The organism is Gynuella sp., from assembly GCF_050297175.1.
In the GTDB taxonomy this organism is placed as follows: Bacteria; Pseudomonadota; Gammaproteobacteria; order Pseudomonadales; family Natronospirillaceae; genus Gynuella.
Window position 1 is genome coordinate 157,524 of record NZ_JBNKSF010000059.1, and the last position, 15,835, is coordinate 173,358.

General features: G+C 47.0%; 13 protein-coding genes. 4 read left to right on the forward strand and 9 right to left on the reverse strand.

Annotation, left to right across the window (positions count from 1 at the left end):
* Positions 1–173: 173 nt before the first annotated feature.
* The 4 genes from ACQY6I_RS22745 (at position 174) to ACQY6I_RS22760 (ending at position 5,988) form a co-directional block, all read left to right on the forward strand.
* A complete protein-coding gene (locus ACQY6I_RS22745) occupies positions 174–2,660 on the forward strand; it encodes a discoidin domain-containing protein (protein WP_428243887.1) in 2,487 nt (828 codons plus the stop codon).
* 224 nt (positions 2,661–2,884) lie between these two features.
* The gene (locus tag ACQY6I_RS22750; RefSeq protein WP_428243888.1) at positions 2,885–4,297 is read left to right on the forward strand and encodes a DUF6880 family protein; all 1,413 of its coding nucleotides are present in this window, start codon (positions 2,885–2,887) and stop codon (positions 4,295–4,297) included.
* Positions 4,298–4,369: 72 nt separating this feature from the next.
* Positions 4,370–4,876, forward strand: a complete 507-nt coding sequence (locus ACQY6I_RS22755) for an AAA family ATPase (RefSeq protein ID WP_428243889.1) — start codon at positions 4,370–4,372, stop codon at positions 4,874–4,876.
* Between the two features lie 848 nt (positions 4,877–5,724).
* Positions 5,725–5,988: a hypothetical protein gene (locus ACQY6I_RS22760; RefSeq protein ID WP_428243890.1), complete on the forward strand. Its 264-nt coding sequence runs from the start codon at positions 5,725–5,727 to the stop codon at positions 5,986–5,988.
* Positions 5,989–6,467: 479 nt separating this feature from the next.
* Here the strand turns inward: ACQY6I_RS22760 and ACQY6I_RS22765 are convergent, their stop codons facing one another.
* From ACQY6I_RS22765 to ACQY6I_RS22805, 9 genes are all read right to left on the reverse strand, one after another.
* Positions 6,468–7,856, reverse strand: a complete 1,389-nt coding sequence (locus tag ACQY6I_RS22765; protein ID WP_428243891.1) for a hypothetical protein — start codon at positions 7,854–7,856, stop codon at positions 6,468–6,470.
* Between the two features lie 609 nt (positions 7,857–8,465).
* The gene (locus tag ACQY6I_RS22770) at positions 8,466–10,184 is read right to left on the reverse strand and encodes a hypothetical protein (protein WP_428243892.1); all 1,719 of its coding nucleotides are present in this window, start codon (positions 10,182–10,184) and stop codon (positions 8,466–8,468) included.
* 207 nt (positions 10,185–10,391) lie between these two features.
* Positions 10,392–11,603: a chromate efflux transporter gene (gene chrA / locus ACQY6I_RS22775; RefSeq protein WP_428243893.1), complete on the reverse strand. Its 1,212-nt coding sequence runs from the start codon at positions 11,601–11,603 to the stop codon at positions 10,392–10,394.
* Positions 11,604–11,630: 27 nt separating this feature from the next.
* Positions 11,631–12,119 carry a protein-tyrosine phosphatase family protein gene (locus ACQY6I_RS22780; protein ID WP_428243895.1) on the reverse strand — a complete coding sequence of 163 codons (489 nt, stop codon included), beginning with the start codon at positions 12,117–12,119 and terminating at the stop codon, positions 11,631–11,633.
* Positions 12,120–12,317: 198 nt separating this feature from the next.
* The gene (locus ACQY6I_RS22785; RefSeq protein ID WP_428243896.1) at positions 12,318–12,488 is read right to left on the reverse strand and encodes a hypothetical protein; all 171 of its coding nucleotides are present in this window, start codon (positions 12,486–12,488) and stop codon (positions 12,318–12,320) included.
* A gap of 155 nt (positions 12,489–12,643) precedes the next feature.
* Positions 12,644–13,402, reverse strand: a complete 759-nt coding sequence (locus ACQY6I_RS22790; protein WP_428243897.1) for an SDR family NAD(P)-dependent oxidoreductase — start codon at positions 13,400–13,402, stop codon at positions 12,644–12,646.
* On the reverse strand, positions 13,402–13,935 hold the full coding sequence (locus ACQY6I_RS22795) for a DUF3833 domain-containing protein (RefSeq protein WP_428243898.1): 534 nt from the start codon (positions 13,933–13,935) through the stop codon (positions 13,402–13,404). The genes ACQY6I_RS22790 and ACQY6I_RS22795 overlap by 1 nt, the downstream gene beginning before the upstream one ends.
* A gap of 207 nt (positions 13,936–14,142) precedes the next feature.
* A complete protein-coding gene (locus ACQY6I_RS22800) occupies positions 14,143–14,670 on the reverse strand; it encodes a chalcone isomerase family protein (protein WP_428243899.1) in 528 nt (175 codons plus the stop codon).
* Positions 14,663–15,829, reverse strand: a complete 1,167-nt coding sequence (locus tag ACQY6I_RS22805) for a class I SAM-dependent methyltransferase (RefSeq protein ID WP_428243900.1) — start codon at positions 15,827–15,829, stop codon at positions 14,663–14,665. The genes ACQY6I_RS22800 and ACQY6I_RS22805 overlap by 8 nt, the downstream gene beginning before the upstream one ends.
* Between the last annotated feature and the right edge of the window lie 6 nt (positions 15,830–15,835).

Here is a 15,835-nt window from a genome sequence, read left to right on the forward strand (position 1 = left end):
AGTCCGTTCATCAGCCCAGGATGATTTAAAAAGTGGGCTGATTTGGACCCTGATTTCTGTATTTTGATGTTTGTAATCATGATAAGTTATTTCGTCCTGGTTTTCAGGACGAGGTGGTCTTGACTCTAGAGGTTGTGCTTCCTATTGTCTCGTTTTTAGATGAGAAAACGGACATGTTTGGTCAGACAAGTATTATAGTTGCTTTTCTGTTACTCGGCTCAGCCTTGATCTCGGGATGTGACGGTAAATTGGTGGCAACTGTTGATGCAGCAGGTGCTCCTGAAGTTCCCATCTCTAATACCAGAGTCCTTATGCACCCCGGGGCTCCACTTACACTCACTGATCTTGAGACCCTCAAGGCGTATGTTGATGAAGGCAGGGAGCCATGGAAATCAGCTTTCGGTCTATTAGCGCAAGATGGTAAGGCCCAGATCACCTACGTTATGGGAGGACCGTTTGAGAAAGTCAGTCGTAGTCCCAATGAGAATCTATGGCCCTGGCGCAATGATGTGGTCGCAATCTGGAATCTCGCGCGGATGTGGTATTTCACCCAGAATGACGACTATGCAATTAAGGCACACGATATTTTGCTTGCCTGGGCTACCACTCAGACAGAGTTTTCGGGTCGTGAATCAATGCTTGATCTGGGCGATTATGCGTATATGTTGGTGGGCGGTGCTGACATCTTGCGTGGTACATGGTCTGGCTGGACGAAGACTGACACCGCAACCGTTAAAAAATATTTCAAAGAAGTCCTGATACCGGCCTCAAATCCCTATGGCGAGCATCAGTTCGGGGCTGCCAATAAGGGGGCACTGGCGCTCGTTTCGCTAGGACTGATGGCAATTTTCAATGACGATATCGATATGTTGAACAAAGTTGTCTATCAGGCCCGGACACTGGCTCATATCGGACTGCGTAACTCCAACGACATTGGTATGTTAGGAGACTATCTGCGTGATCAAGGGCACGCCCATGGCCAGTTACGGGCTCTAGTCATGCTTGCTGAAGCGCTCTGGAGTCAGGGGATCGACATCTATTCCGACTTTGACAATCGCCTGTTGTCAGCGGGTGAATATTTCGCCAGAGTCAATGAACTTGTCTCCACGACGGCTCTTCCTTTCGGAACGACCGATGCATACTACATCGCCGATAACACCAACAGAGGTTGGCGTGGCGGCGGTGGCGGTAATATTCCGTTAAACCAGATTTATAACGCCTACGTTCTTCGCAAAGGCCTGCAGGCTCCTTTCATTGCTCAAAGGCGTCTGTGGATGCCGGTCGACAGTAACAGCTTTATGTTTTTCAAGGATGCTGACTCCTCGACGGCCACACCAGCACCTGGGCTCTCCATTCCGTCCACCACGTCCATCACAACGGGATTCAGTCGTATTGATATCGGAGGAGCTGTCCCTGCCGGCAAAGCCAACTACGAGAGTGGATTAGGCTTATGGAATGTGGAAGGAGGTGGCAATGAGATCTGGTCTGCAAATGACAGTTGTCACTTTGTCTATAAGGCGATCAGTGGTAACAGTGCCATCATTGCGAAAGTGGAGTCAGTAGAGAACACCAGCCTTTCTGCCAAGGCGGGAGTAATGATACGTACCAGTCTGGAGCAGGGTGCACCACGCGCCTGGATGGCTGTTTCCAACAGAGGCCAGGTTGAACAAAATATGCAGAATCTGAGTGTGTATGGCGGTACCAACTACGGCAACAAAGCGTTGGATATCCCCAGTTCCAACTCCTCGTACTGGGTAAAGCTTGAGCGTATTGGAAATATTATTACCGGTTATATTTCGCCTGACGGCACAAACTGGGCGGCTACGGATGTTGGTCGCATTAATGCCCCCGTGCCCGACACAATTTACGTCGGTTTGGTGGTTTCCTCGGTTGCCAATGGTACTTTGAATCATTCTACTTTTAGTCATGTTCAAATAACGGGGGGTGATGGGGAAGCGCTGAGTGTTAGTCCCACAGCTCCTGCTGTCGTTATTGCCTCTCCGGGAGACAGTATGGTTCCCCTGCGCTGGCAGTCATCATTTGGAGCTGTCAGTTACACAGTCCATCGTGCTACCTCTAGCGGCGGCCCTTATTCAACGATTGCCTCGAACATCAAGGGCAGTCGCTATATGGATACTTCGGTAACGAATGGTACAACCTACTACTACACCGTTACTGCGACTAACTCCGCCGGTACGAGTGACCTTTCTCCCGAAGATAGTGCCACACCAGCTCGTCAACTAGTCAACCTTGCAACTGATGGCATTGCCAATGACAGCGCCAACAACCAGACTAATGCCAGCCGGGCTTTCGACCAGAACTCCGGGACTGAGTGGTTTTACCAGGGGGTAAGTGGCTGGCTGGAGTATGACCTCGGGCAGCAGGAGATTGTGCGGCGTTATAGCCTCATCAGCGCTTCCGACAAGGTTTCGCGTGATCCGAAGGATTGGCAGCTTCAGGGATCTAATAATAATTCCACCTGGACCACTCTCGACACGCAACGTAATCAACTGTTTGCCGAGCGTTTCGAAATGAAGATATACACAATCACTAGTCCGGTCCCTTACCAGTACTACCGGCTTAATATTTCTGCGAATAACGGCGACACTGGCTTCGTTGATCTTGGTGAATTGGGTTTGTTCGCTGATGTGCCGCAGTGATTGCTGTTATCGGTGGACGTAGGTAATCGAGCAGATAATCTTCAAAGCCGGTTGCTAAGTCAGGCGATGAAAGGGGCATCGCCATGAACCTCAAATTATGAATCTTGTAAGTTTTGCAAACTCTGTAAAACTCACAGATAGAGGGGGGTCAGAAAAACCATTGACGGCACGTGTAATCTGCTTACTATTTTTTAATCCGAAAATATTAGTGAGCAGGTGCCATTTTGAGTATTGAAGCCGAACTGAAAAAGCTGAATAAAACCAAGCTAGTGTTTCTCGTGGATCAGCTCTATGGAATATATGGTGATATAGATGAAATCATTGAGCGACACCTAGCCGCAGCGGCAGAGGGTCATGATAGGGATTCACTGGCTTCAGCTATCCAACAGCAATTGACTCAGTTTCGAGAAGATTCGGCTTTCTTTGATGTTTATAGCAGCAAAGGCTATACAACATACCTGCAGAGCCTATTGGCAGATATTGATAATTTACTACGTCCTCAGGATCCACAGCAGGCGTTACAGGCGACCGAACAGTTCCTCTGGTTACATTCAACCGCGCTGGAGTCGGTTGACGATTCTGACGGAGAAGTGGGGGATGTTTTCAGGGAAGCTGTGTCACAATGGCTGAAGATTGCCTGTGAGGTTCGCAGTCGCCAAGCTGATGCGGAAAATTGGACAGAAAAACTACTGTCCTTTTTTAACGCTAATGACTATGGCGTATTGGATGATGTTATTCGTGACAGCAGTGATCTGTTAACGACAAATGAACTCACCCAACTTGCCTGGCGTTTTGAAACTGACCTCAAAAAAGCACTGAAAACAAATGGGCAAAAAGGCTACAACTTCAAAGCTGCTCACGCCAGTATCGGTATGCGCTCTGTCGCTGAAGCATTAAGCAATATGGAGCTGTACGAAAAATCCTGCCTGCTGTTCAGTCCGCACCCTAATACACAGCAATTGCAAGAGGTGGTCGCGTTTGCTTTGGCAATTGGTGAATTTGACCGCGCGTGGTATTGGTTGAATAAACCGATCTGGAAGGATGACCCCTTACGCTTTAAGAAACTTCGTAACTCTCTTCTGGCGCTGCAGGGAGACAAGAAAACACTCAAAAAAAATCTGGCCGAAGACTTTCAACAAAATCCCAATGCACTGACGCTTCAAGATTATTGGAAGGTGGCTAATAAAACAGAACGAAAAGCACTCTATCAACAAATGCCCAAATGGACCGAATCCGCTCATGCTCTGCATGATGCCGTCAGCATGGCATTTATCGTTGGGCATCACGATCTGGCAGAAAAGCTGTTGCTAAAAAATAAACAGGCCTTGACGGATTGCTATTATGGTTTGCATCTGAACTGGCTGGAACAATTGGACGAAAAAAAACATCCGTTGGGTTGTATTGCCTGTTATCGATGTTTACTCAACGATGTTCTGCAGCAGGGTAGGAGCAAAGCTTACCGGCATGCGGCTGATTATTTTCAAAAACTGCTGATACTCGATAAGCACATATCGAATTACAAAAATCTGGATGACGCACAAAGCTACATTCATCGATTACAGGCAGCCCACTGGCGTAAACGTTCCTTCTGGGAGCTGGCGGGGTATCCAAATAAGCCCAGACAAACGACAGTATAAAATACACTGCCAAGGTTACCTTGCAGATGAGGCTGTGATGACCAATACATGGTTTAAACCTGGGAGTCTGCCATGAAGCGACCTACTCTCTACATCTTTTCCGGTCTGCCTGGATCTGGCAAATCAACTTTGGCACAACGGCTGGCTGCCGAAACAGGTGCTGTCTATCTACGAATTGATACGATTGAGCAGGGAATCAGAGATCTCTGTCATTATGATGTTTCCAGTGAAGGGTACCGATTGGCGTATCGTATCGCCGCAGATAATTTACAGCTGCAGCTCAGTGTGATTGCTGATTCCTGCAATCCAATCAAACTCACCAGAATGGAATGGCATGAAATTGCGCATGCCAGTGATGCTGAATACGTGGATATAGAAATAATCTGTTCTGACCCGGTGGAGCATAGAAAACGGATTGAGCTGCGGATGCCCGATGTGCAAGGATTGACCTTACCTAACTGGGCACAAGTGCTGAGTCGGGAATATCATTCATGGCAGAATGCTATATTGACGATAGACACAGCAAATAAATCCATTGATGGCAGCTATAAGGAATTGCGGCAGGCCCTGGGCGAATAACCGGCAAAAACGATCAATAGTGGATACTGCTCCCGCCCTGTTCCACACCTGGAATCATCTGCAAAAATACTCAATAGCAAATACCTTTAGCGGACTCGGTAGTACGCAGCCAGATATTTCAGTAACTGTTGGTTTTGAAGTAATCAGGGTTGCTCTGGTTCGGAAAAGTGAATTATTATTAAAAGTATATGTTAAATATGTTGCCAGGAGACGGAAAAATAGGTCTTGACTGGCCTTAAGAGCAAAAAAATTATAAGAAACACCTAAGGAACCTCTGAAAAATAGGAATCCTTTTAGTGCAGTAGGCAAGGAAGCAACCTCGCAAAATCGCAGTTTACTTGAGTAAACGAGGATTCGAGAGGGCGCCGCCTACAGATGGAACTGACAACGTCTTGCGCAAAAATTAGACCATTTTCCAGAAGTTCCCTAATGATGCAATGAGATAAAGTGAGCATGGAAATGTTCGAAGTTCTGAGAATCATATTGCCTGTGGATGGGCATATAAAATGCAGAACGCTAGTAAGAGTTTGCCGGTCAATACGAACTGTCATGTAAAAATAGTACGATAGAAGACCATTTTAAATGGGTCTTTATGTCGTTGTTGCTGCTCTGAGGGGTCAAGCAATCCATCGGGCATGTCGCACGGCCAGGTGCAGAGTTTGTGCAGATAAGCAACTATTGTAAGAAATGCACCAAATTAAAAACTCACTGAAGCCTATTTCACCTGTTATTTAGATGTTAACTAAAATAATCCTATGAAAAAGTGGAAAATACATTCCAGACCTCCTTTGAATGAATGTCCCAGGCATTATTGTTTTTGCTGGTGTCCGCCAGGAGCAGCTGCTGATTTGTCTGATAAAAAATACGGTTCTTTTGAAGAAGCGGTTAATTCTACGGAACGCATTATATTCCCCAACGGTGGATGTGCTGCTCCATTTGGTAAATGCCGGCGGGAAACCAAACGTCGTGAACATCCTGACAGATATGAACCGTTTGAACGTGTTCTTAGAAGTGAAGGGTTACCTGAATTATATTTTTGTGATCCGGAAAACCTGGACCAAGAGGATAGAAGGGAATACCAAAAAATGGCGGAACATATCTGGAGTGATTAAGTTTAACGGAACCTTGTTTAACCGATTTATTCTCTGAATGAATGACATTTTTTCGTGATTGAATGCTGACTTTCAATGAGGGTATGTGCTGTTTTTGCCTAATTATCGAACGGCATCCCCGTGATGAGTATTCCAGATATAAAAAAAATCGGTTGACTGGTTTCCGGGCGTAAAAGTGCCTGTTTTATTGTCTGATAACCCGTGGTTATGTGTTGTTTATGCCATTCACCACCCTTTCCTGACTCAGTGATCATGGTCCTTCCGTATGCGTACTACATACCAGATCATGGAACCTATGGCGGTTGTATATTTGCCGATAGCTGGATCAAAAGATCTCAAAATATACAATAAGCCAGTGAATGACGGCGCATACACTGGCTATGTCGATTTCAGATATTTCTATTTGATTAAGATGATATGGCTATCTGATTAATGTCTGTCATGGATTCGTGATCGAATCAAAAGAGCATCAATGCTTTTTAGCCATGGTATCGCATGCTATAGATATCATAATAAATAAAACCGCTACGAGTTGTTGTGTATTCTGCGGATACCTCTGAGTTTCGAATTTCCTGTACTAACAGGCTGGGTACACTATATTGGCCTGAGCCATATATAACCGCTACCTGTAAACTGAATAGGTCGTAGGAATAGGTCATTACCGGACCATAAAAATGCTTTCTGCCATACCCTGCTGGTGATAAGACTTTTACCCGATAATATCCGTTCTCATCAGTGGTGGTATAGGAAACCTGATCCGGGAGGTTGGCGATGCCATTTGATAAAGTAAACTGTAGCTTTGCACCAGCCAGTGGTTTTCCTTCTTTATTGATTGCCCGCCCTTTTACATAGGCGCTCTGATATATAGCAAAATACTGCCCATCGCCATAGTCTAGCCAATGGCCACCATATTGATCCGTCTCCATTTGAAGCGATAGCTGAGCCAGGTATTCGTGGGTACTTAAGGTATAAGGTTCGGTAGCAATAACATTATTAGTGGGTGAGTATACTTCCCAATAGTAGTTGCCAGCGGGAAGGGTCTGGATGTAAGCGTGGTCACTTTCAAACGGCTTCTCATATAAGCTCTGGCCCTTCTCATTAAAAAGAATTGCATTGTAGTCTCCACCAGTGATCGAAATCACCACGTTCTTTTGTGTTGACTGGGTAAATTTGAATATATCAATGTCGTAGTTGTTATCCAGGGCTGCGGTAATGTCGCTCATGGCCTCAACTTCGGTGGCTTGAGAGAAGCTGTCGTTTGGTTCATTTGCGTCATATTCTGTGGAAAATACAGTGCCAATATTAAAACTTTCACTGGATACCGTATCTTCAGCGACAACAACCATAATGTAGTCGCGTTTGTCAGAGTTGACTGCACTGATCTGCTGATGGGCAGCTCTTATTGTGGTTGAAGCGCCTTGTGATACATATTCTGAAGCCGATGCTCCAAGTGGCTTGCTGAAAAGAAAGACTTTGTATGTAACGGCCTCCGGAATATTGGAAGCAAACACCGTTACTTTTCCTGCTTCTGCTGAACTGAATAAATACCAGTGCTCGGGCGCATCTGCTGTCAGGACATCAATGTACTGGTTTCCTAAATTAATGTTGTACATTAGAGGGTCAGCTGATTCAGCTAGTTGACTGGTTTGTTTACGTAATTCGGCCGGGTTATGTCTGAGTTCCTGATAAATGTTTTTCCTTATTCTATCGATCGTCGTTCGAGATTCGGTGTTGATAGGTTTGTTCGTCAGTAGCTTGCCAGTAGAGAAGTCAGGGATCAGTGGTGGAGTGGCATAAGAATAAGTGGATTGCAATATGATGTAGCAGGAAGCTATCAATAGCGCTCCCATGCAGGAGAAATATCTCATGGTTTTTCCTTGAAAAGGTTATACATTTAGAAAGTAACGAGTGGTGACTACAGAAGTGGCTTTAGAGAATTCGTGACAAAAGAGCGCTTCAACGGGCGTTGAGAATATCAAATAAATATGAGAAGTATTACTCATTTCTTTTGGTTTGAATTTTTCGTGTGTTATTGCTATTCCATTTGGATGTGGAGTTATTAATCTTGTGGTTGTTTATGCCGACTGAACCGGTATCAGAGAAGATAAGGATAAATATCTGCATCTTCAATGCTGTGTCATTGCGAGGCTTTTGGGCGTTTTTTCTTAAAGGTACCACTGGTTTTTCAGCATCATCATTTAACACGGCGCCATCACCAGCGACGAAGTTATATCCTGTCGTCTTCTGTTTGATATATCTGTTGTTATCTTGGCCCGGTTGAGGGGAGATTGACCAGAGGCGCAAAAAAACAGCGGCTGCTTATGGAAATCATCCGTCATAGAGCCTTCATAAATATCCTTATCGTGGTTTGCCAAACAGGTTGTCAGTCCAGCGTGAGCCGGAGGCGATTTGCACCAGCTTTATGGGTTCTCATAATGGCCATGAGAACCCTTTTCCAGTGATCAGCTGGCAGAGCGCTATTCTGTTTGCTTCAGCGAGTTGAGCAGCCCTGTATATGTTTTAAGCATCGCGTTTAAATCAATATTCATTTCGGTCTGCCAGCTTTTGCCCAGGTCTGGAGTGCTGACAATGCTTCCATCGCTGCATAGAAAAAACAGCGTATTGGCGTTAGTCAGTTGTGGTATTAAGGTTTGGCAATAGGGATAAATCGGGTAATGAGATTGCCAGCTGTTGCGTTTTTGCACGTCTGCTTTTGAGGATGTCAGTATAAACCGCTGCGTACTATCCAGACGAGCAGAATAGGGTTTTCCGGAGGTGACAACCAGGCCGTTTTCGAGTATGGCAACTGGACTGACTTTCGCCTTACTATTGCTTTGTCCAGTCGTGCTGCGACTGATTTTCTGCCAACTGATGCCGTCGTCCACGCTAATGACCTGAGTGGCTTGCAGGCCCATGAGAGCAAATTTGTTGCCCGTCAATGTGCCGTCTTTCAGTTTTTGAACATTCCAGATTGCCGGGCTGGGTTGTGAGTCCCAGCTTTTTTCGGACTGATGATAACGGTAGTGCTTGTTGTGACTGATGATATGGAGGATATCGTCGCTACCGATAAACGCCGACACTTTTTCTTCCATGCCAGTGGACGCTGGGGCAACGAAATGGTTTACCTGCTCCCATGCCTCCTGAACATCAGTAAACTGATATACGTAGTAGTTTTGATCAGACCGGGTCAGAGCAAAGTGAGTATCCGGAGATGAGCCTAACCAGACGATAGCTTCTGTACGGGGGACTGGATGACTGCTGAACCAACTTCGATCCGGCATCAGTGTAAACAGCTGACCACGCTCACTACCAACGATCAGTCCTTGATCCGTCTCCAGTATTGCGTTCAACTGATCATTGGTGGGCAGACTGAAACTGTTCCAATGGTTATCCTGATCAATTATTTTAAGTTGACCGAGTTTGCCAAGCAGAGCACGCTGGTCTGACTGGTTCAGCCTGACGGCCTGACTGGCGTAAGCATTTTGTTTGACCAATGAGGCCAATTGGTTGCGCAGGTTATCCAGCGCATCCGGGTTCCAGGCGTTATTGTCAGGTTGAAAAGTGGACCTGTATTCCGGGTACTTGGTAAAGACGAAGTTGTGGAGATCCGTCTGTTCGGGTAAGCGGGTGACAAAGCCTTTGTCTGATGAACGCCACTCCCAGAATGCGGTTTTTTCGATATTGGACAGAGGCTGAAAGACCAGTGTTCCGAGATTGCTGACGGTACCATTGCTGACGTGGAACAGACCACTGGCTTGCATGACCGGCATGGAGATCCACATGGTGACATCTGAGTTTCCGTCGTAACTGAATAGTCTGGAGATCATATAGTCACCGGGAGGCAGACTGCCGACAAACAGCTGGCTGGTCTGAGTACCTTCTTTGGCCGGTGTCAGAGAATACACATCCGGCTTCCATTTCACCTGTTCCGGATCATAGGTTTCGTCTGCCTCTTCGGCAGCTTGCTGTACATCCTGTCGGGCAGCATCCAGGGGATCGACTCTGAGCGCGATGACTTCTGTCCAACCGTTATGTTTTTCTGATAAACGGTGGGTGTTATTTACCACTTCAAGAACGACCAGTCCCTGTTCTTTTCCCAGCATTGTCTTCGGGTCAATTGTAGCAGGTTGAATCGTCGTGCCACTGCAGCCGGCCAGCCAGATAAACAGGATTGATAAAAACGGCAAGCGAAACATGTACTCTCCTGGGTATTCGAAAACTATTCTGGTCATGTTAATGGATAGCGCCATGAAATACAGGAATTCGGCTTAAAAAGCTGACTCTTAAGCGCTGGTTGTGAAACGACATGGAATGTACTGATTTGTGCAGCAAGCGGGTGGCTATCTGGGATGGAAACAGGCAGAGCGTCTTTTTCGACACTCTGCCGCAAATACCTGTTCGGTTTACAGGGCCGTCGGTAACAGACTTGCCAGTACACACCAGCCAATAGCAACGAGGGGCGATACACGCCAGATCCGCAAAAGTCCAAAGGCAATGATACAAATGGCAAAATCCTGTGCGCTTGTCACACTGCTAATAAAGACGGGGTCATAGAGTGCCGCGCCCAGTAGTCCGACCACGGCTGCGTTGATACCGGCTATCGCACTGGCTGCCAAAGCATTGCGGGAAAACAACTGCCAGGTAGGCAGTGCTGCAGCCACCAGCAGCAGGCCGGGCAGAAAAATGGCCAGCAGGGCTACTCCGGCGATCACTGTGCTGTGATAGCTTGTCGGCATAAATGCACCCAGATAGGCAGAAAATGCAAACATTGGTCCTGGCACTGCCTGGGCCGCGCCATAGCCAGCCAGAAAGGTTTCGTTACTCATCCAACCACCGGAAACAATGGAATCCTGGAGTAGCGGTAGTACGACATGGCCGCCTCCAAATACCAATGCTCCGGCCTGATAAAACAGGTTAATAATTGTCAAGAGGCCAGAATGATGACTGGTGATCATAGGCAGCCCGATCAGCAGTATCAGAAATGCTGAAAACAGCAAAAACCCGGTTTGTTTGCCATAACCAACAGCAATGGTATTGTCTGCCAGCGTTGTGGTTCCACGACAGAAATTAACACCGGCCAGCGCTCCAATGATCAGTACCAACCATTGTACCCAGACCGCGCTCGTTAGCAGCAGCAGGCAGGCAGAGAAGATGGCAATGGATTTACGACTGGCATCGGGACACAGATTTTTCAACATGGTTAAAACCGCATCGGTGACCACCACCACGGCGACTAATTTAAGACCATGTATTACGGCGGTACCTGTGCTGAGAGGTAGATACGGCAAAAATGCTGCAAACCCGGTCAATATCAGCGCAGAGGGCAGGGTAAATGCCACAAAGGCGGCCAGAGCGCCCAGCCAGCCGGCACGCATCAGGCCAAGTGCAAACCCCAGTTGACTGCTGGCGGGCCCTGGCAGGAACTGGCAGATTGTCAGTAGCTGGCTGAACTGGCTGTCGCTAACCCAGCGCCGGCGGGTGACCAGCTCCTTATGAAAATACCCCAGATGGGCAATTGGACCGCCAAACGAAGTCAAACCCAACTTTAAAAATATCATCAATACTTCAAGAGGGTTTCCGCGTGGGTGTTGTGCTGTGGGCTGAAATTGGGTCATGGTTACCTGTTATCCGTGTACATCGGCTTATGAGGTGGTAAATTGCTGTTTTTCAAATTCGGTTAAAACATCTTGGGCAAAATCAGCCCAGCCTTCCGCCGTAAAAGCAATCGGCCTCACGCTGATGATGTCGTCCATGGCGGCCTGTGCACTGATTCGTTCCATCATCATTAATGTTGCTGCCATCACCATTGCCGTGCGGTCCTTACCAGAACGACAATGAACTAATACCGGGCCACCGGTCAGGTGGTCAGTAATAAATGATATGGCGAGAGGAAGTTGGGACAGACAGTACTGTTTATCGCCGGGTCTTGGCGGTGCATTGTCCGACATGGGAATGTGGGCATAATTGAGACCATGTTGCCTGATCAGAGTTTCATGAGCACCTTCGCCATCATTGACACTCAAAATGGCCGAGAATCCTTGAGTTTTGAACGTCTCAATATGCCAGGGATGTTTGTTGGGGCCGCTTCTGCCTGCCAGTTGTCCGTCTCTCAACCAAAATACGTGCTTCAATGTCTGCTCCGGGGTCGTTCGCTGGTATTTAGTCCACCAATTGCTGTGCAGCAACATAATTGTTTTAGGGAACTTCTGAAAAATGGCCTGTTTTCGCGCAGGACGTTGTCAGCCCCCGTCTCACATCCTCATTTACGTCTGTAAATGGCGGTGTTGCGAGTGGTGCTTCCTCGCCTGTATCAAAACTATTCCTATTTTTCAGAGGCCCTTAGCGTCTTTGATGTCTCCGTTTGTCATCATGGCACAGACCTGTTTAAAGGGTAACTCCAGTACTTTAATGTGCTCCTGCTTGTGTACCAGACCGCCGCCATTACTGACCTTTTCCGTGTCACTGTATTCGGCTACGAAAAAATGCAGAATTTCAGTCACTGGGCGGGAGACATGTCGGCTTCAAGGATTTTGCATGGATTTGTAATGCGATCAGTCATGTACGCGCTCCAGCAGGGAAAAGCCAACGTTAAAGGTAGGTTTTATCATGCTGGAGGGATCGTTGTGAAGTCTGGCATATGACTTTTTGAATCGAGTTATGTTCCCTTGGGACGGTACTTCCGACTGAGAGACAGCTTTATCCGGTATGGCAGACTTTGCAGCATCTTGAGTAACAGTGTAAATTTTTTGGGGAAGTGAATTTCGAAGTGTTGACTGTTCAAGCCTTTGGTAATGGCTTCAGCCGCTTGCTCAGGTTCGATGATCATCGGCATTTTAAAACGGTTTTTATCCGTCATGGGCGTTTTGACAAAGCCCGGGCAGATTAGTTTGATATCGGTGGTTGGTGGCGCTTCCGCATACAGGCTTTCGGCAAAGTTGATGAGTGCCGCTTTGCTGGCGCTGTAAGGCTGTGCGTATGGCAGACCGATATAGCCGGCCACACTGGCACACAATGCCAGTTGCCCATGGCCTTGTTGTCGAAATATCGGCATGACACATTGAGCGACCCGCACCGGGCCGACAAAATTTACTGACGTAATCATGTTCAGGTTATCATCAGTCATTTTGTCGATGCTTGAAGGAGCATATGTGCCGGCCATGACAATGACTCGATCGAGTTTGCCTGTTATCTCAAGTACAGTCTGAGTGGCCTGATGGATATCTTCAATCCGGCTGATGTCCATGGGCACTGCATGGTGATCACCGGGTAGCGACTGTCGTAGTTGTTCGAGACGTTCAGCCCGGCGGGCCGAGAGTATCAGAGTGGCCCCGGATCGAGCCAGTTTTTCGGCCAAAGCCGCGCCAATGCCGCTGCTGGCGCCAATAATCCAGATAGTTTCTTGATTGAATATCATTATTCAGGTTTCGCTCTTTGAATGAAAATGGTGAGTTCCGCTACCGTAATACCAAATTTTTTAATATACGAACGATTGATCAGAACTCCATCATTCATTAGCCACATCCAGTCGTCAAATTTAACCCGGTATACTTTGCCGCCAACAGGCAGATCAATGACATAGTGCCAGTTAATGGCATTGCCGTTAGAGGCACCAACTGCCGGTCCGAGGATGTCATCCGCCCGACCTTCGAAGCTGCCGTCACCCAGTTTCTGTATCCGCCATACCCGCTGTTGGTCTTCACCATCGTAGTAGTGGAATTGTTCATGCAATTCGCCTTTGTTACCCTGCCAGGAGCCGGTCATTTTAATATCGAACCGTCTTACCACTTGACCTTTCCAGTTTTGTACCAGTCCCCAGCCGTTCAGGTTTCCACTGAAGTATTCATCAAATGCAAGTTTGGGCTCTGTGTTATCGTAATAACTTAGTTTGTTGCTGCTGCAGCTGGAAAGCATGATCAAGACTCCTGCAATGGTTAGTAGGCGTAACATAATTGATCTCCTGTTCAATTGTAGGGATCAGGGTTGTAGCCCTGTATCCAAAAAAGTCCTCCTTAACTTATTTGAATAGCTCTGTTAAAACTCCGCAAAGCCATGTGACACTCCTTGTTAAAAGTGAACACTGGTCTATACGACTAAAGCCTGTACATCTTTTCATCGTGATTAACTTGATAGCAAGCATGGACAGGGTAATGGCTGCTATTGATACGATATCTGCGTACCGGTCAGAATTCGGAATTGTTGCGGTTCTGGTGATTTATCGGAAAGCCATATACTGAAAAACCAGTGGCCGAAGTCCGGATCTCTGATCGTGCCGATAGGTTTTTCATTCTGTAGAAATATCGTTTTATCACCCGGCAGATAGACTCCAGTTAGCGTGCTGTTACGGCCGACATCTGGAATGATTTTCAGGAGTTGGGAATACCAGCTTGCCAGTCTGACTTCATCATCGAAACCGAGACTCCGAATCTGGGCAACGGCCTGTTCTGCAATTTTTTCACCTTTGAGATGACGCAGGTAGGTAAGCGACAGGGCAAATGGTTGACCCATGCTCCATTGACCATTGGGAGCATAGAGTGAGGCATCGTAGAGGTTGAAAAACAGATAGCGATATCGGGTTGTTTCTCCGCTCAATTGCGCGTCCGGCACATACTGTTGCAGCAGTTGACTGGCAAAAATGAACTGACTGATCAGTAATAATCCGATCGTGCTAACCAACTTATGCATGACGGACATCCATATGCATCACGTTGATGCGGCCTACCTTGAAACCGGCAAAACAGGCGGCCAGATAAAAGCGCCAAAGGCGGATAAATCCTTCATCGTAACCGAGTGCGTAAATGGCCTCTATATTCGTCTCAAAGGCGTTGAGCCACTGTTTTACGGTAGTGGCGTAGTCTTCTCCAAATGCAAATTGTTCACATACCTGAAGATTGGCTTTCTCTGCTTCCTGTTTGAAGCGGGCAGGGCAGGGAAGCATTCCACCCGGAAAAATATAATCACGTATCATGTCCCCGCCACGGCGGTAACGATCAAACAAATGATCCGCAATGGTGATGGTTTGAATCATTGCTTTACCATTGGTGGCGAGTAGCGTTTTCAGTTTTTTAAAATACAATGGCCAAAATTTTTCCCCAACAGCTTCGAACATTTCAATGGATACAATATTCTGATATCGGCCTTGCTGATGGCGGTAATCCTCTAATACGATGTTGGCCCGCTGTTGGAGTTTTTCATTGGCATATTCATGCTGTTGTTGGGATAGCGTAATGCCTTTTACCTCAAAGTCACAATCGCTGCGACTAACCGCCCGTTCGGCAAATCCACCCCATCCACAGCCTACTTCCAAGAGTCTGCCGGAACGGTGATCCAGGTGATCGATCAGCCGGTCATATTTGTTCAGTTGTGCTTGCTCCAGTGACTCATTCTCAGAATGATAAAGTGCAGAAGAATACGTCATGGTCTGGTCGAGCCACAGCTGATAAAAATCGTTACCCAGGTCATAATGCGCCTGAATGTTTTTGCGGCTGCCGCGGATGGTGTTCCGGCGTAATAAATAAAGCAGTGATGCCAAACGGTTTTTCAGTGGGCTGCCATGAAGCACCGGTTTGATAATGGCCTCATTTTCTAAAGCGAACAGTAAAAATGTACATAGGTCATCGGTGTACCACCAGCCATCACGATAAGCTTCAGCAAGGCCGGTATCGCCTTTTGATACAAATGCAGTGACTGTTCGCCAGTCATGTATTGTTGCTCTGGCGAATTGACCCTCGTGATTACCACCAAATGTGCGCTCGCTGCCATCCGGCAGTGTCAGGATGAGTTGTCCATATTTAGTGAGGTTGAGAACAGCAAACAGTTTGTCAGCAATAGCGCGATAAAACATATATGT

Bases quoted from the DNA above. Each gene is read 5' to 3' on its own strand.
- ACQY6I_RS22745 (WP_428243887.1), top strand. From the start codon at position 174: ATGTTTGGTCAGACAAGTATTATAGTTGCTTTTCTGTTACTCGGCTCA.
- ACQY6I_RS22755 (WP_428243889.1), top strand. From the start codon at position 4,370: ATGAAGCGACCTACTCTCTACATCTTTTCCGGTCTGCCTGGATCTGGC.
- ACQY6I_RS22765 (WP_428243891.1), bottom strand. From the start codon at position 7,856: ATGAGATATTTCTCCTGCATGGGAGCGCTATTGATAGCTTCCTGCTAC.
- ACQY6I_RS22770 (WP_428243892.1), bottom strand. From the start codon at position 10,184: ATGTTTCGCTTGCCGTTTTTATCAATCCTGTTTATCTGGCTGGCCGGC.
- chrA (WP_428243893.1), bottom strand. From the start codon at position 11,603: ATGACCCAATTTCAGCCCACAGCACAACACCCACGCGGAAACCCTCTT.
- ACQY6I_RS22790 (WP_428243897.1), bottom strand. From the start codon at position 13,402: ATGATATTCAATCAAGAAACTATCTGGATTATTGGCGCCAGCAGCGGC.
- ACQY6I_RS22795 (WP_428243898.1), bottom strand. From the start codon at position 13,935: ATGTTACGCCTACTAACCATTGCAGGAGTCTTGATCATGCTTTCCAGC.
- ACQY6I_RS22800 (WP_428243899.1), bottom strand. From the start codon at position 14,670: ATGCATAAGTTGGTTAGCACGATCGGATTATTACTGATCAGTCAGTTC.
- ACQY6I_RS22805 (WP_428243900.1), bottom strand. From the start codon at position 15,829: ATGTTTTATCGCGCTATTGCTGACAAACTGTTTGCTGTTCTCAACCTC.